The following is a 15,873-nucleotide window of genomic DNA, read 5'->3' on the forward strand; positions in this document are numbered from 1 at the left end:
GCGTCGCTGGCCAGCGGCGTCGGGGCTTGGGTATTCTCGCCCGCTCATTGCGCAGAGGTGTGAAATGACTGACCAAGGACAGGCCCCGGCCTGCGATGCGGAACTGGATGCCAGCGGCCTGAACTGCCCGCTGCCGTTGCTCAAGGCCAAGCTGGAACTCAACCGCCTGCCCAGCGGCGCGGTGCTCAAGGTCACCGCCACCGATGCCGGTTCGCAGCGCGATTTTCGTGCCTTCGCGCGCCTGGCCGGGCATGAGCTGTTGCGCGAGGAAGAGGAAGCGGGGATTTTCCGCTACTGGTTGCGCAAGGCGTGATTCGAGCTGGGTGAATCGGCGGCCAGAAAGGCGCTGACCGCCCTACGCCGGCCGCGGGTGTTGCATGGAATCGGTAGGAGCGGCTTCAGCCGCGATGCTTTCGGTGTCGTCTGACAGAATCGCGGCTGGAGCCGCTCCTACTCAGCGCCCTTCGTGCAGCGCCCGCGCGGCGTCGAGCACCGCGTCCACATGGCCCGGTACCTTCACGCCGCGCCATTCCTGGCGCAGCACGCCGTCCTGGTCGATCAGGAAGGTGCTCCGTTCAATGCCCAGGCTTACATTTTTGAAGACCCTCTTCAGCTTGATCACCTCGAACAGCTGGCACAGCTGCTCGTCCTTGTCGGAGATCAGGTCGAAGGGGAAGCACTGCTTGGCCTTGAAGTTCTCGTGGGATTTCAGGCCATCGCGGGACACCCCGAACACCAGGGTGTTGGCGGCCAGGAACTCCTCGTGGCGATCGCGGAAACCCTGGCCCTCGGTAGTGCAGCCGGGGGTGCTGTCCTTCGGATAGAAATACAGCACCAGCTGGCGGCCCTTGAGTGCGCTCAGCTGGACGGTCTGGCCGCCGGTGGCCTGGGCCTGGAAGTCGGGAACGGGCTGCTCGAGGCTGACGGTCATGACGGGTTCCTTACGGGTTGTTCGGGCGCCAGGGCTCGATCAGCGCGTCGAGGTTCAGTGCATCGGCGAAGTCCAGGAACTGGTCGCGCAGCCAGCTGATCTGGGTGCCCGGCGGCAGGGTCACGTTGAGGGTGGCGTTGAGCATGGTGCCGCCGGTGTGCGGCGCCTGGTAGGTGTCGCAGCTCAGGCTTTCCAGCTCGATGCGGTGATCGGTGAAGAACTGGCACAGCTCGCCGAGGATGTCCGGCCGATAGGCGGCGCTGACGTAGGCGACATACGGCAGGGCCTGCGGGCGGACTTCCAGCGGCACGCTGCGCACCACGTTGAGGGTGAAATCATGACGCTTGGCGATCGACGGCAGGGTGCCTTCCAGGCGGGCCAGGGCATCCCAGCTGCCGCCGACCTGCAGGGTCAGCACGCTGCATTCGCCGTGGCGGCTGAGCTGCGTGGAAGTCACCGCGCAGCGGCTTTCCTGGCAAGTCCGGTACAGCACGCTGGTCAGCGTCATGGGGTTGTTGCCGAGGGCGCTGACGACCAGAAATTGTTCACGAACGGGCGGGGTGGACATGCAGGCTTCCTAACGCAGATGAAGACAACGCCGAAGGCGTCGAAACGAGGGCGAAAGGGTAGCGAAAAGCGCCGCCCAAAGGAATGGCGGGGCCCCGGAACTTCGCTTGTGCGAGGCCGGGGCCGACAGTACCATTGGCCCCTCTCTTTTCTGGCAGGGGTGGTGGTAGATGATTTCGGGCAGCATGGTGGCGCTGGTCACTCCCATGGATGCGCAAGGTGCACTGGATTGGGACAGCCTGAGCAAACTGGTGGACTTCCACCTGCAGGAGGGCACCAACGCCATCGTCGCGGTCGGTACCACCGGCGAATCCGCCACCCTGACCGTGGATGAGCACATCGAAGTGGTGCGCCGCGTCGTCGATCAGGTCAACGGTCGCATCCCGGTCATCGCCGGCACCGGGGCCAACAGCACCCGCGAAGCCATCGAACTCACCGAGCTGGCCAAGGGCGTCGGCGCCGATGCCTGCCTGCTGGTCACCCCCTACTACAACAAGCCGACCCAGGAAGGCCTCTACCGGCACTTCCGCGCCATCGCCGAAGCCGTGGCCATCCCGCAGATTCTCTACAACGTGCCGGGCCGCACCGTGTGCGACATGCTGCCGGAAACCGTCGAGCGCCTGGCCCGTGTGCCGAACATCATCGGCATCAAGGAAGCCACCGGCGACCTGCAGCGCGCCCGCGAAGTGCTCGAGCGTGTCGGCCAGGATTTCCTGGTCTATTCCGGTGACGACCCCACCGCGGTGGAAATGATGCTGCTGGGCGGCAAGGGCAACATCTCGGTGACCGCCAACGTCGCGCCGCGCGCCATGAGCGACCTGTGCGCCGCCGCCATGCGTGGCGAGGCCGCCATCGCCCGCGCTATCAACGATCGCCTGATGCCGCTGCACAAGGCCCTGTTCCTGGAGTCCAACCCGATTCCGGTGAAGTGGGCGCTGCACGAGATGGGCCTGATCCCGGAAGGCATTCGCCTGCCGCTCACCTGGCTCAGCGAGCGCTGCCACGAACCGCTGCGCCAGGCCCTGCGTCAGACCGGCATGCTGGCCTAACAGACCAAGGAAACGAAGCGCATGAAGCGACTGGCCGGACTCACCGCACTCGCCCTGATCATCACCGGCACTGGCGGTTGCAGCTGGCTGGGCTTCCGCGATCGCGGCAGCGATTACCTCCTGGCCCAACAGACCGCGCCCATGCGTGTGCCGGAGGGTGCGCAGGTCAAGCACCTGGACCCGCTGCTGCCGATTCCCTCGCAGATCCCCGCGGTTGCCGTGCGTGACGAGGAATTCGAAACGCCGCGTCCGCAGCCGCTGGCCGCCGGCCCGGACAGTGGTGAGTTCAGCCTGCAGAAAAGTGGCGACTCGCGCTGGCTGCTGGCCCTGCGCCCGCCGGCCGAAGTCTGGCCGCTGGCGCGCCAGTATTTCGAGCGCAACGGCCTGCCGATCGCCGAAGAGCGGCCGCAGACCGGCGAGTTCATCACCGCCTGGCAGCGCTACGATCGCCTGTCGCCGGAACTGAGCCGCCGTCTGGGTGGCCGCGTGACGGTCGCCGCTCCCGACGCCCAGCTACGCCTGCGCGTGCGCATCGAGCCGGGCGTGCAGCGCAACACCAGCGAGATCTTCCTGGCCAGTGTCGAGCGGCCGGCGGACAGCACGGCCAACCTGAGCTTCCCCAGTCGCTCGACCAACCAGACCCTGGACAGCGCGCTGCTCGACGAGCTGCTCGCCGGCCTGGAGCGCGGCGCCGGGCAGGGTGGTTCGGTGTCCCTGGCGGCGCGCACCGCCGACAGCCAGGTGCGGGTCATCGCCGGTGAAGACGGCAGCGGCAACCCGGTGCTGAACGTCGAGGCCGACTTCGACCGCAGCTGGTCGAGCATCGGTCGCGCCCTGGAGCGCGCCGATCTGCGCATCGATGACCTCAATCGTAGCCTGGGCCTGTATTACCTGAACCTGTCCGGCGATGCCCGCAAGCCCGGCGAGAAACCCGGCTTCTTCGGTCGCCTGTTCGGCAGCGACGAAACCGATCAAGAGCGCTACCAGGTGCGGTTGACCCGTCTGGGCAGCGGCGTGCAGGTCTCGCTGGAGCAGGATGCCGACACCCTGGCGCCGAAGGACGTCGCCCAGCGCGTGCTGGGGCAGATCCAAAGCAATCTGAACTGAAACCCGCGTTTCAGCTCGAACCCCAGGCGAAACCCCGTAGCGTGGTTTCGCCTGTTTTCTTTCCGATGATGCGGACCTTTTCGACATGACCACACCCACCGCCCTGAGCCTGAAGAAACTCTACTCCGGCAAAGTCCGCGACCTTTACGAGATCGATGACAAGCGCATGCTGATGGTCGCCAGCGACCGCCTGTCGGCCTTCGACGTCATCCTCGAGGAGCCGATTCCGGAGAAGGGCAAGATCCTCACCGCCATCTCCAACTTCTGGTTCGCCAAGCTCGACGGTCTGGTGCCCAACCACTTCACCGGCGACAAGGTGGAAGACGTGGTGCCGGCCGCTGAACTGCCGCTGGTGCAGGGGCGCGCCGTGGTGGCCAAGCGCCTGAAGCCGGTGCCGGTGGAAGCCATCGTGCGCGGTTACCTGGTGGGCTCGGGCTGGAAGGAATACCAGAAGAGCGGCACCGTCTGCGGCATTCCGCTGCCGGCCGGCCTGAAGGAAGCGGCCAAGCTGCCGCAGCCGATCTTCACCCCGTCCACCAAGGCCGCCGTGGGCGACCATGACGAGAACATCTCCTTCGCGCGCTGCGAGGAAATCATCGGCGCCGAACTGGCCGCCAAGGTGCGCGACACCGCCATCGCCCTGTACAGCGCCGCCGTCGAGTACGCGGCCACGCGCGGCATCATCATCGCCGACACCAAGTTCGAGTTCGGCCTGGACGAAGACGGCACCCTGACCCTGATGGACGAGGCGCTGACCCCGGATTCCAGCCGCTTCTGGCCGGCCGACAGCTACGCCGAAGGCAGCAACCCGCCGAGCTTCGACAAGCAGTTCGTGCGTGACTGGCTGGAGTCCACCGGCTGGAACAAGCAGCCGCCGGCGCCGAAGGTCCCGGCCGAGGTCTGCCAGAAGACCGCCGACAAGTACCGCGAGGCGCTGACCCGCCTGACCGGCGAGGCCTGAGCCTGTTCCCGGCACAGTGCAAGCACTTGAAATGCGAGCGAAAAACTTGCGTCGGGGGTTAGACAAATGCGCCGCAGCTGGTATGATGCGCGCCGACCTCTGGGGAGATGCCGGAGTGGTCGAACGGGACGGATTCGAAATCCGTTGTGTCCTCACGGGCACCTAGGGTTCAAATCCCTATCTCCCCGCCATACATCAAGCCTGAGCCCCTGATTTTCCTAGCGAATTTCAGGGGTTTTTGCTTTCTGGGACCCAGGTGTCGAAAGCCGGCCACTGGATCAACGGGCACCGCATCGTCATGGCCAGCGTGGCTCATCTCTGGACGATCCTCGCCTCGCGTTTTTCGCCATGCGGGGTTGCACGGCAACCGCCCCAGTACCGAGAACATTTGCATCGCGAGCTGCCCTCGGTCTTCCAGATGAACCTGCCGACTTTTTTCTTCCGATAGCCAACCTGGCGGGCAGCCTGACCGTTCAAAGGTGTCAACTCGCCATAACCCCTTGATGTAAAAGGAAATTTGCTCATCGCTAATGGCTATGAGATAGCAAATTGACACTTTTCCTCTGTTTTCGAGCTATCGACAAATAACCGGCGCTGAACGAAAATGTGCGCCGCTTCACAGTTCGAGGTCTGCGTTGGACGGCTGGAAACCCCGTTCCAGACGCGTTTGTTGTCGGTGTTGCCGGTCAGGGCAGGCACCAATGGCGAAAACCAGGCCCGGTTCGCTGTGTAGTGGCCCTTTTTCGGTCGCAAGGTTGGCAGGCCGCATCGTCAGCAGTAGTCGCTCGCAGCACGCGCAGGAAGGCGTGGTGCGAAACGGTCTTTGACAGGTAGCCTCAGTGGCGTGGTTGAAAAGGACGAAGCCCCTGCCAGACGGACTGGTGGGCCTGGAATTCAGTCATCAGGGCATTGCGCTTGCGCAGGTGCGCAGGCGTGCCGGCCAGGCACCGGAACTGCTGCATTGCGTGTATCGCGAAGCCGAACTGCCCGAGCGTGCCGCCGTGCTCAAGGCGCTGGTCGATGAGCTCGGCCTGTCCGGCCTGCCCGCCAACCTGGTGCTGCACTCCGCCGATTACCGTACCTTCCTCCTCGAAGCCCCCGAAGTTCCCGTCGATGAGCTGCGCGACGCCATGCGCTGGCGCGTCAAGGACATGCTCGGCGAGCCGCTGGACCAGGTCGTGCTGGATTGCTTCGCGCTGCCGGCCGATGCCTATCGCGGGCGCATGCGCATGGCCTATTGCGCCGTACTGGGCAAGGCGCAGATGAACCAGTACGCCGCCTGGCTGCGTGGCAGCGGCCTGCGACTGACCAGCATCGACATCTCGGAAATGGCCTACCGCAACCTTGGCCTGCTGGCCGGGGCGCCGGACCTTAACATCGCCGTGCTGCGCCTGCGCACAACGGAAAGCATGATCTGCATCCAGAAGGGCGCCGACCTGTACATGGCGCGACGCCTGGAGCAGGGCGCGCGGGGCGGGGTCGACGACCTGGCCAACATGACCCTGGAGATCCAGCGCAGTCTGGATTACTTCGAAAGCCAGATCGGCGCCGGCCGGCTCAACCGCATCCTGCTGCTGCCCATGAAGCACAAGGCCGCCGAGGCCCGCACAGAGCTGACCTACGGGCTGGCCACGCCGCTGCAGGTGGTCGATCTGCGCGAGCTGTTCCCCGGGCAGCCGGCCGCCGAGCTGACCGAACTGCAGCAGGTGCAATGCCTGGGCGCCATCGGCGCGGCGCTGCGCCAGGATGCCGCCTGATGCAGAACATCAACCTCTACCAGCCGGAAACGCCCCAGTCGTCGGGTCCGCGCCCCCGGCAGATGCTGCTGGGCCTTGCCGTGCTGGCGTGTCTGCTGCTGTTGCATGGCGGCTGGACGCTGTGGCGCAGCCACCTCGGCAGCCAGGCCCTGGCGCGCGCCGAGCAGCAGTCCCGTGCCGTGGAAGCCGAGCTGCTCAACCGCCAGGCCAGCTTCCGCGAGCCGCAACTGGACAGCGGGCTGAGCGAGCGGCTGGCCGAGCTGCAATCCGGCAACCAGCGCCTCCAGCAGCTGGCGGACCACCTGTTGTCCCTGGAAGCCCAGCATCGCGCGGGCTTCGCGCCGCTTCTGGCCGGGCTGGCCGACCGGCACATCCAGGGGCTGTGGCTGACCCGTATCCGCATGCGGGAAGGCGGACAGCTGCTGCGTCTGGAAGGCCTGGCGCAGGAGCAGACCCAGGTGCCGCGCTACCTGGCCAGCCTGAGTGGCAGCCCCGCGTTGCAGGGCCGTGAGTTCGCCCAGCTGCAGGTGCAGCGTGAAGACAGCGGTCTGCTGCGCTTCAGCCTGGCTTCGCAGGTCGAGCAGGAGCCGGGCGATGAATAGCCTCGTGCAGTTCTGGCGCCAGCGGGCGCCGCGTGAGCAGTGGCTGATGTATCTGGTCGGCCTGGCGCTGGTTGGTCTGCTGTACGTGCAGTGGCTGGCCGCGCCCCTGGCGGCGCGTACGGTTGCTCAGGAGCAACGCCTGCGCCAGGTGGAGCAGGGCATTGCGGCGGCGCAGGCGGCCATGCGCCAGCTGGATGAACGCCTGGCCGCCGACCCCAACCCCCGCTATCGCCAGGCCATCGGCGAGGCCGAGGCCCGACGCGAGGCGATCTTCGCCGGGATCGACAGCGGCACGGCCCGGCTGATCTCGCCCACCGACATGCAGAAGCTGCTGGAAGACCTGCTGCGTCGCCAATCCGGCCTGCGTCTGGTGGAGCTGCAGAGTTTCAGCGCCCCGCTCAGCCTGCCGGATGCGCAACAGGCCCCCTCGGTGCTCTATCGCCACGGCCTGCGCCTGACCCTGGAAGGCGGCTACTTCGACCTGCTCGCCTACCTGCAAGCCGTGCAGGCCAGTGGCTGGCAACTGCACTGGAACAGCCTGGACTACCGGGTCGGCGAAGCCGGGCCGGGCAAGGCGAGCATCCGCCTGGAGCTCTATACCCTCAGCCGACATGCGGGGTGGCTCGGTGTTTAGGTCCTGCCTGTCCCTCGCCCTGTCGCTGCTGAGCATTCCCCTGTTCGCCGCCGACCCGACCCTGCCGCCGCGCCAGGCGTTGCCGGCCGCTGCCAACCAGCCCGCGCCGGTTCTCGAACCACTGCGCCTGCAGGCCATCCTGCGCACCGCCGATAGTGCGCGCGCGGTGATCAACGGCCAGACCCTGCGAGTCGGTGATCGCGTCGACGGTGCCCGCGTGCTGGCCATCGGCGCGCGCTCGGTGAGCGTCGAGCGGCAGGGGCGGCGCAGCACCCTGCACCTGGTTTCTCCCCTTCTGACTCCGAGCCGAAACACGCCATGATCTTTTCCTTTGCCCCGCGCTTCGGCCTGCTCGGCCTGTTCGTCCTGATCAGTGCCTGCCAATCCTTCCCGGACGGAGAACGGCGCCTGGCCGACGAGACCGCCCGGTCCTTCCAGGACAGCCTCGCCCACAGCCAGGCCGCCCTGCAGGCACCGCTGCCGGCCACGCGCGGCGCCCCGGTCGAACCGCCCGTGCCCGCTGCGCCGAGCGCCGCTGCGCCGCGTTTCGACGTGCTGGTCAGCGATATGCCGGCGCGCGCCTTCTTTCTCAGCCTGATGGACAGCGCCGGGCAGAACATCCTGGTGCCGCCGCAGGTCAGCGGCGAGATCACCCTCAGCCTGCGCCAGGTCACCCTGCCGGAAGTGCTGGCCGCGGTGCGCGACGGCTACGGCTACGACTACCGGCGCACCAGCTACGGCTACCAGATCCAGCCCAACCAGGCGATCACCCGTACCTACGACCTCAACTACCTGAACGTGCAGCGCCAGGGCATGAGCGACACCCGGGTCAGCTCCGGCCAGGTGACCACCAGCGACAGCATCGGCGCCGGCGCCGCCGGCACCACCACGAGCAGCACCGCCAGTACGGTGAGCGCCAGCCACCTGCTGACCAGCAGCAACGCCGACTTCTGGAAGGAAGTGCAGGCCGTGGTGGCGATGATCATCGGTACCGAGGAAGGCAACAGCGTGGTGGTCAACCCGCAGGCCGGCCTGCTGGTGGTGCGCGCCTCCAGCGCCGACCAGCAGAGCGTGGCCGACTTCCTCGACAAGGCGCAGCGCAACCTGCAGCGCCAGGTGATCCTGGAAACCAAGATCCTCGAAGTCAGCCTGACCGACGAATTCCAGGCCGGCATCCGCTGGAGCGACCTGGGCCGCGAGCGCAACAGCCGCTTCGGTGTGGCCCTGGCCGGCGCCGAGCTGGCCGGCGCCCAGGGCATCGGCGGTGTGTTCAGCGCGGCGCTGAGCGTCGGTGATTTCGACGGCATCCTGCAGTTGCTGGAAACCCAGGGCGACGTGCGCGTGCTGTCCAGCCCGCGCATCTCCACGCTGAACAACCAGAAGGCGGTGATCAAGGTCGGCACCGACGAGTTCTTCGTCACCGACGTGTCCACCACCACCACCACCCTGGCCGGCGGCGGCACCGCCCCGGACCTGGACATCACCCTGACGCCGTTCTTCTCCGGCATCTCCCTGGACGTGACGCCGCAGATCGACGAGCGCGAGCAGGTCACCCTGCACGTGCGACCCACCGTCAGCCGCGTTCAGGACCAGAACAAGAGCATCCAGCTGGGCAGCTCCAGCAACACCTTCCTGCTGCCGTTGGCGCTGTCCACCACCCGCCAGTCCGACTCCATCGTGCGCGCGCGCAGCGGCCAGGTGGTGGTAATTGGTGGCCTGATCGAGAACGGCGCCGACAACACCGACGCGCAGGTCCCGTGGTTGGGCCGCCTGCCCGGGCTCGGCTGGCTGTTCAAGCAGCAGCGCAAGGTCTCCACGCAGACCGAGCTGGTCATCCTGATGCGTCCGCTGGTGGTCGGCGACCAGACCTGGCACGAGGTGCTGCAGAGCAGTGCGCGCTCCTTCGACGAGAGCGGCCGGCGATGAACCAGGATTTCCGCCAGGGCCGCGTGCGGCTCGGTGATTTGCTGATCGAGGCCGGGCTGATCGACGACGCCCAGCTGCAGCGTGCCTTGCAGGAGCAGAAGCGCACCGGCGTGAAGCTCGGCCGCGCTGTGGTCGACCTCGGTTTCATCAGCGAGACGCGCCTGCTCAAGGCGCTCTCCGAGCAGCTGCGCATCCCGTTCGTCGAGCTGCCGCACTACAAGTTCGACCCGGCCCTGACCCAGAGCCTGCCCGAGGCGGTGGCGCGGCGTTTCCGGGTGATCGTGCTGTCGCGCCAGGGCGACGGCCTGCTGCTGGGCATGGCCGATCCGCTCAACCTCTATGCGCTGGACGAGGCCGAGCGCCTGCTGGGCAAGCGTGTCCATCCGGCGGTGGTGCTGGAGGCCGACCTGCTGGCCGCGCTGGACCGCATCTACCGGCGCAGCAGCGAGATCGCCTCGCTGGCCGGCGAGCTGGACGAGCGCCTGGAGGTAGCCGATTTCGACTTCGGCGGCATCAGCCAGGACAACCAGGACGCCCCGGTGGTGCGCCTGCTGCAGACGCTGTTCGAGGACGCGGTGCAGATGAAGGCCTCGGACATCCACATCGAGCCGGACGACAAGGTGCTGCGCCTGCGCCTGCGCATCGATGGCGTGCTCAACGAGCAACTGATCAAGGAAACCCGCATCGCCTCGGCGCTGGTCATGCGCCTGAAGATCCTCGCCGGCCTGGACATCTCCGAGAAGCGCCTGCCCCAGGACGGCCGCTTCAACATCCGGGTAAAGAACCGCAACCTGGACGTGCGCGTCTCGACCCTGCCGGTGCAGTTCGGCGAATCGGTGGTGCTGCGTCTGCTCGACCAGAGCGCCGGGGTGTTCAGCCTGGACGGCACCGGCATGCCGGTGGAGATGCTCGAGCGCTTCCGCCAGCTGCTGCGCCGTCCTCACGGGCTGGTGTTGGTCACCGGCCCGACCGGCTCGGGCAAGACCACCACGCTGTACGCGGGCCTGGCCGAGTTGAACAGCGCCGAAACCAAGATCATCACCGTGGAAGACCCGGTGGAATACCGCCTGCCGCGCATCAGCCAGGTGCAGGTCAATCCGAAGATCGAGCTGACCTTCGCCCGCGTGCTGCGCGCCGCGCTGCGTCAGGACCCGGACATCGTGCTGGTCGGCGAGATCCGCGATGGCGAGACCGCCGAGATCGCCCTGCGCGCCGCGCTGACCGGCCACCTGGTGCTGTCCACCCTGCACACCAACGACGCGCTGACCTCGCCGCTGCGCCTGATCGACATGGGCGCCGAGCCGTTCCTGGTCGCCAATGCCCTGAACGCCGTGCTGGCCCAGCGCCTGGTGCGCCGCGTGTGCGAACACTGCCGCGAGGAGCACGCGCCCGAGGAGCGCGAGCAACGCTGGCTGGAAGTCATCCATGGCCGCCTGCTGAACGGTCGGTGCTTCGTGCGCGGCCGCGGCTGCCATCACTGCCACAACACCGGCTACCTGGGGCGCATCGGCGTCTACGAACTGCTGGAGGTCAACTCCGCCATGGCCGCCGCGCTGCGCCGCAACGACCCGCAGGCGTTCGTCGATGCGGCGCGCCGGCAACCCCACTACCGTCCGCTGGCTGCGGTGGCGCTGGACTACGCCCTGGCCGGGCTGACCAGCGTCGATGAGGTGTTCCGCGTCAGCGCCAGTCTGGTGGAGGAATTCGACTGATGGCCGCGTTCCGCTTCACCGGTCGCGACGCCCAGGGCCAGAAGGTCAGCGGCGTACGCCAGGCGGCGAGCGCCGAAGCGCTGGCCGGCGAGCTGCTGGCCGAGCGCATCACGCCGCTGACCATCGAGGCCCAGGCCGAATCCGCCGTGGGCGGCGACACCAATCTGCTGCGCCAGCTCAGGCGTCTGCTGGGCCGCGAGCGGGTGTCGCTGGAGGAACTGATCATCTTCTGCCGGCAAATGCACAGCCTTAGCAAGGCCGGCGTGCCGATCCTGCGCGCCATGGGCGGACTGGCCGATTCCACCCGCAACCCCTTTTTCGGCGAAGTGCTGCGCGCCGTGCGCGCCGACCTGGAAGCCGGCAACGGCCTGGGTGTGGCGCTGTCCAGCCATCCCAGGGTATTTACGCCGCTGTTCATCAGCATGGTCAGCGTCGGTGAGAACACCGGCCAGCTGGACCTGGCCTTCAAGCAGCTGGCCGGCTACCTGGACATGGAGCGCGAAACCCGCAAGCGCATCCAGCAGGCCACCCGCTACCCGCTGTTCGTGCTGCTGGCCATGGGCGTGGCGCTGGTGGTCATCAACCTGCTGGTGATCCCGGCGTTCTCCAAGGTGTTCGCCCAATTCAAGAGCGAGCTGCCACTGCCCACGCGCATCCTTATCGGCTTTTCCGAGTTCACCCAGCAGTGGTGGTGGCTGATCGCCCTGGTCCTGGCCGGCGGGTTGGTGCTGTTGCTGCGCTGGCTGCAGACCGAGCCCGGCGCGCGCCTCTGGGACCGCTACAAGCTGCGCCTGCCGATTGTCGGCGGCATCTTCGAGCGCATCGCCCTGGCACGCTTCACCCGCACCTTCGCCATGATGTACCGCGCCGGCCTGCCGCTCTTGCAGGCCCTGGCCATCAACAGCAACACCGTGGGCAACCGCCACATCGGCCAGGCCATCCTGGCCATGCGCGACGGCGTGGAGCGCGGCGAATCCCTGACCCGTGGCGCCGTGGCCAGCGGCCTGTTCACCCCGCTGGTACTGCAGATGCTGGCGGTGGGCGAGGAGACCGGCGCCCTGGATGACCTGTTCATCGAGGTCGCGGACTTCTACGAGCAGGAGGTCGATTACGACCTCAAGCGCCTGGCCGACTCCATCGAACCGATCCTCATCGTCGCCATGGGCGGCATGGTGTTGGTGTTGGCGCTGGGTGTGTTCCTGCCCATGTGGGAACTTTCCGCCGCCACCAAGGGGGTGCGATGAGCCGGGACGCGCAACAGGGCTTCACCCTGCTGGAACTGGTGGTGGTCATCGTCATCGTCGGCCTGCTCGCCGCCGTGGCGCTGCCGCGCCTGATGAGCGCCACCGACGATGCCCAGGCCGCCTCGGTCAACGGCACCGCCGGCGCCCTGGCCGCCGGCGTGGCCATGGTGCGCGCCCAGTGGGAACTGAACCGCGCTAGCGGACGCGGCGGACTGAACAACGTCGCCGGCTTCGGCGACGGCGACGTGGACGTCAACGAACTGGGCTGGCCGGTGGCGACCGCCTCCGGACCCGGCGCGCAAGGCTGCGCCGAGCTCTGGCGCGGCGTGCTGCTCGGCTCCGCACCCAGCGTGGCCGTGCGCGGCAGCGCCGCCTATCTCAGCGAATTCGCTGCGCCGCTGTGCCGCTACCGCTACCAGCGCGACACGCGAAGCATCGAGTACGACACCCGCACCGGCGCGGTTACCGTCGCCGAATGACATTTGTTTTTTAAACACACCCAAAGGGGGAGCTTTATATGAAGAAGCAACAGAGTGGTTTCACCCTGGTCGAGCTGATCATGGTGATCGTGGTACTAGGCATTCTGGCGGCGTTTGCGTTGCCGCGGTTTGCGGATTTTGGGGGCCAGGCGCGGGTTGCTGCGGTGGAAGGCGTGGCTGGTAGCCTGCGTTCGGCGGCGGCGATTGCGCATGCTGCGGAGTTGGCAGGAACTGGCCCGGTAGTTCTGGAAGGGGTAACCATCGCCATGGTCGGTGGCTACCCGGCGGCGACTCGGGCGGGCATCGTTGCTGCTGCACAAGTAGATGGCGTGGAAGTTTCCGCCGACGCTGCTGGGTCTGCCGGCGTCCTGTATTTCGCACCGAATGGTGGCGAGGCTACCGCTGCGAGTACCTGCAAAGTGACCTACACCGCTGCTGATACGAGTACGGATCCCGTTACTCCGGCAAGCATCGCAGTGGACGATGACTGCTAATTCTTTGGTAGCTGATAGGTGGGCAGCGTGTTTCTGTCCACCGCGCGGCCGCCACGGTGGCCAAGGCTGCGTCTTGACAACCCCACGTCGGGTTCATGCCTTATGAAGACACAACGCGGTTTCACCCTCGTCGAACTCATCCTGGTGATGGTCGTCATCGGCATCCTCGCCGCCGTGGCGGGGCCGCGTTTCTTTTCCCGTGATGTCTTCGACGAGCGGGTCTATTTCGAGGAGGCCCTGGCCGCCGTGCGCTATGCGCAAAAGGTGGCCGTGGCCTCCGGTTGCCCGATTCGGGTCGAGCTGGACAGTGCGGGCTATCGGCTGCTGCATCACTCGACCTGCGGCGGCTTGGCGCCTGAGGCGTCGGTCGCCGACCCGGCCGGCGGTCCTTACCAGGCCGGCAACCCACGCAGTGTGTCCGTGGTCCCGGCGCTGAAGGTGGTCTTCGACGCCCGCGGCGGCACGAGTAAGCAACACAGCACCACCGTCGGGGGCACCTTCATGATGACCGTGCACGAAACGGGCTTTGTCGAGGTGACGCCATGAGTATGCGCCCCCTGTGGGAGCGGACTTGTCCGCGAGCTGCTGGGTTCGGTGCGCACCGCATCGCGGACAAGTCCGCTCCCACGGTTCCTTGCGAGCTCCGACCGCCGGTGGCGGGCCCGGGTGCCAGCCATGCGGCCAGCCAGCGCGGCATGACCCTGGTCGAGCTGATCATCACCATCGTCATCATCGGCATCGCCGCCACCGCGCTGTTCAGCGCCATGGCCTCGATCACCGCGCGTTCCGCCGATCCCATGCTGCGCCAGCAGAGCCTGGCGATTGCGGAGGGGTACCTGGAACGGCTCCACCTGACCCCGTACGACCAGTTGATTGACATAGCTCCGGAGCCTCCCAAGGGCCTTGATGACCAGCCGATTGACGAACTGGATGCCTACCGGGTCCAGGCGCGAATCGAGACGCTTCAGTTGGGCCCGTCCGGCGCCCCTGTGCCCGCAAAGCGCATTCGCGTAACCGTAACCGACCCTGCACAAGGAACCCTGACCCTCGATGGCTGGCGGACGGATTACTGACATGCGCTCCCCGCACCGCAGGGAGGTCAGCGCTTTCCTGGCCACCAAGCGGCCTTGCAGCCACCATGGCGGCCAAGGCCATGCCTTGACCTCCCTACGCTCAAGGCAGCGCGGCTTCACACTGGTCGAACTGGTGTTGGTCATCGCCCTGGCTGGGGTGGTGGCGGTGCTGATCTCTACCGTGCTGTCGCGCCCGTTGCAGGGCTTTGTCGATCAGAGCCGCCGGGCGGAACTGACCGATCAGGCGGCCACCGCGCTGAACCGCATGGCCAGGGATATTCGCGGGGCCGTGCCCAACTCGGTGCGTACCCGGGGGGCATGTAATGCCCAATTCGGCTGTTCCACGCTTGAGCTGCTGTCAATCAGCGAAGGCGGCCGTTATCAGCCCAACCAGCTGCAACCGGATGGTCCACGTTTCGATCCGCCGCGTTTGGGGGATTGCACGACCATGCCCGACAAGAAATGCGTTCTGGAACTGCCGGGGGCACCGATCAGTATTGCTGACGCCAGATGGCTGATCATTTACAACACAAACCCAGATGAGATCTGGGGTACACCACTGCCCAATCCGGGGAGCATTCTGGATATCACCGGCAGAAAACCGGAGCTGGTTCCCGCCTCAGCTGATGGGGCTCAGCCGCAACAGCTTCGTTTCGACAATGCCGTGACAGCGCCTTTCAGTTTCCGCTATGCCTCACCGCAAAAGCGGTTCTTTCTGGCCGACAGGGTTGTGGGTTATCAATGCAATGGCCGCCGGCTGACACGCGGTGAGTTTTCCAGCCTGTCGAATGGCTACGACTATTCCGGCCAGCCGCTGCTGGCCGACCATGTGGATTGCGCCAGAAGTGGCTTTACCTATCAGCCTGGCAGCCACGCCCGTAACGCTCTTGTCACCTTGCGGCTGTCCCTGACGCGCGACGGTGAAACCATCAGCCTCGTACAGCAGGTCCACGTCGACAATGCCCCCTGAACTTGCTTCAAGTCGCCAGCGCGGCTTCGGCCTGGTCGCCGCGCTGTTTCTGATCCTCGTCATTGCCGGCGTGGTCGCCGCCATGGCCCGCCTGGCTGCGACCCAGCACAGCACCAGCAGCCTGGCGCTGCAGCAGGCCCGCGCCTACCAGGCGGCACGGGCGGGGCTGGAGTGGGGGATGTATCGGGTGCTTGTTGATAACGCCTGCCCGGCGAGCGAGTCCTTCAACGTGCTGGAGTTCGCTGTGACAGTGGTCTGTCAGGACGATGGGCCGACTATCCACGTAGTGGAATCCGAAGCGCAATGGGGGCAGCCAGGTGGGCCGGATCATGTATATCGGCGTGTCTCGGCGCTGGTTGGGGAGTAA

The 15,873-nt window shown here is 66.6% G+C and carries 19 protein-coding genes and 1 tRNA gene; 18 read left to right on the top strand and 2 right to left on the bottom strand.

Annotation, left to right across the window (positions count from 1 at the left end):
- Positions 1–64 precede the first annotated feature (64 nt).
- On the top strand, positions 65–313 hold the full coding sequence (locus VL129_RS11290; protein WP_325412924.1) for a sulfurtransferase TusA family protein: 249 nt from the start codon (positions 65–67) through the stop codon (positions 311–313).
- Between the two features lie 141 nt (positions 314–454).
- Here the strand turns inward: VL129_RS11290 and VL129_RS11295 are convergent, their stop codons facing one another.
- Positions 455–931 carry a peroxiredoxin gene (locus VL129_RS11295; protein WP_325412925.1) on the bottom strand — a complete coding sequence of 159 codons (477 nt, stop codon included), beginning with the start codon at positions 929–931 and terminating at the stop codon, positions 455–457.
- A 10-nt stretch (positions 932–941) separates the two neighbouring features.
- Positions 942–1,499: a glycine cleavage system transcriptional repressor gene (locus VL129_RS11300; RefSeq protein ID WP_325412926.1), complete on the bottom strand. Its 558-nt coding sequence runs from the start codon at positions 1,497–1,499 to the stop codon at positions 942–944.
- 169 nt (positions 1,500–1,668) lie between these two features.
- On the opposite strand from VL129_RS11300, the gene dapA reads away from it, so the two are divergent.
- The 17 genes from dapA to VL129_RS11385 all read left to right on the top strand — a co-directional run bounded on the left by dapA (position 1,669) and on the right by VL129_RS11385 (position 15,873).
- The gene (gene dapA, locus VL129_RS11305; RefSeq protein ID WP_325412927.1) at positions 1,669–2,547 is read left to right on the top strand and encodes a 4-hydroxy-tetrahydrodipicolinate synthase; all 879 of its coding nucleotides are present in this window, start codon (positions 1,669–1,671) and stop codon (positions 2,545–2,547) included.
- 21 nt (positions 2,548–2,568) lie between these two features.
- Positions 2,569–3,654, top strand: a complete 1,086-nt coding sequence (gene bamC, locus VL129_RS11310) for an outer membrane protein assembly factor BamC (protein WP_325412928.1) — start codon at positions 2,569–2,571, stop codon at positions 3,652–3,654.
- A gap of 85 nt (positions 3,655–3,739) precedes the next feature.
- Positions 3,740–4,615 carry a phosphoribosylaminoimidazolesuccinocarboxamide synthase gene (locus VL129_RS11315; RefSeq protein ID WP_325412929.1) on the top strand — a complete coding sequence of 292 codons (876 nt, stop codon included), beginning with the start codon at positions 3,740–3,742 and terminating at the stop codon, positions 4,613–4,615.
- Positions 4,616–4,716: 101 nt separating this feature from the next.
- A tRNA-Ser gene (locus VL129_RS11320) sits at positions 4,717–4,806 on the top strand.
- A gap of 690 nt (positions 4,807–5,496) precedes the next feature.
- Positions 5,497–6,372, top strand: a complete 876-nt coding sequence (locus VL129_RS11325) for an MSHA biogenesis protein MshI (protein WP_325412930.1) — start codon at positions 5,497–5,499, stop codon at positions 6,370–6,372.
- Positions 6,372–6,974 carry a PilN domain-containing protein gene (locus VL129_RS11330; protein ID WP_027591229.1) on the top strand — a complete coding sequence of 201 codons (603 nt, stop codon included), beginning with the start codon at positions 6,372–6,374 and terminating at the stop codon, positions 6,972–6,974. Before VL129_RS11325 ends, VL129_RS11330 begins: the two co-directional genes overlap by 1 nt.
- Positions 6,967–7,608 carry a type II secretion system protein GspM gene (gene gspM, locus VL129_RS11335; RefSeq protein WP_027591228.1) on the top strand — a complete coding sequence of 214 codons (642 nt, stop codon included), beginning with the start codon at positions 6,967–6,969 and terminating at the stop codon, positions 7,606–7,608. Before VL129_RS11330 ends, gspM begins: the two co-directional genes overlap by 8 nt.
- Entirely contained in the window at positions 7,601–7,930 is a 330-nt protein-coding gene (locus VL129_RS11340; protein ID WP_325412931.1) for a Type II secretory pathway component, read from the top strand. Before gspM ends, VL129_RS11340 begins: the two co-directional genes overlap by 8 nt.
- Positions 7,927–9,534 (top strand): pilus (MSHA type) biogenesis protein MshL, encoded by a 1,608-nt coding sequence (gene mshL, locus VL129_RS11345; protein WP_039606151.1) that lies wholly within the window; start codon positions 7,927–7,929, stop codon positions 9,532–9,534. Before VL129_RS11340 ends, mshL begins: the two co-directional genes overlap by 4 nt.
- A complete protein-coding gene (locus VL129_RS11350; protein ID WP_325412932.1) occupies positions 9,531–11,246 on the top strand; it encodes a GspE/PulE family protein in 1,716 nt (571 codons plus the stop codon). The genes mshL and VL129_RS11350 overlap by 4 nt, the downstream gene beginning before the upstream one ends.
- Positions 11,246–12,490 (top strand): type II secretion system F family protein, encoded by a 1,245-nt coding sequence (locus VL129_RS11355; protein WP_325412933.1) that lies wholly within the window; start codon positions 11,246–11,248, stop codon positions 12,488–12,490. Before VL129_RS11350 ends, VL129_RS11355 begins: the two co-directional genes overlap by 1 nt.
- Positions 12,487–12,969, top strand: coding sequence for a prepilin-type N-terminal cleavage/methylation domain-containing protein (locus VL129_RS11360; protein ID WP_325412934.1), 483 nt, complete (start codon positions 12,487–12,489; stop codon positions 12,967–12,969). The genes VL129_RS11355 and VL129_RS11360 overlap by 4 nt, the downstream gene beginning before the upstream one ends.
- A gap of 38 nt (positions 12,970–13,007) precedes the next feature.
- A complete protein-coding gene (locus VL129_RS11365; protein ID WP_039560420.1) occupies positions 13,008–13,463 on the top strand; it encodes a type II secretion system protein in 456 nt (151 codons plus the stop codon).
- Positions 13,464–13,565: 102 nt separating this feature from the next.
- Positions 13,566–14,009 carry a pilus assembly FimT family protein gene (locus tag VL129_RS11370; RefSeq protein WP_325412935.1) on the top strand — a complete coding sequence of 148 codons (444 nt, stop codon included), beginning with the start codon at positions 13,566–13,568 and terminating at the stop codon, positions 14,007–14,009.
- Between the two features lie 149 nt (positions 14,010–14,158).
- Positions 14,159–14,536 (top strand): prepilin-type N-terminal cleavage/methylation domain-containing protein, encoded by a 378-nt coding sequence (locus VL129_RS11375; protein WP_414705194.1) that lies wholly within the window; start codon positions 14,159–14,161, stop codon positions 14,534–14,536.
- Between the two features lies 1 nt (position 14,537).
- Entirely contained in the window at positions 14,538–15,506 is a 969-nt protein-coding gene (locus VL129_RS11380; protein ID WP_325412936.1) for a PulJ/GspJ family protein, read from the top strand.
- Positions 15,496–15,873, top strand: a complete 378-nt coding sequence (locus tag VL129_RS11385) for a pilus assembly protein MshP (protein WP_325412937.1) — start codon at positions 15,496–15,498, stop codon at positions 15,871–15,873. Before VL129_RS11380 ends, VL129_RS11385 begins: the two co-directional genes overlap by 11 nt.

It is taken from the genome of Pseudomonas sp. (assembly GCF_035497915.1).
GTDB lineage: Bacteria > Pseudomonadota > Gammaproteobacteria > Pseudomonadales > Pseudomonadaceae > Serpens.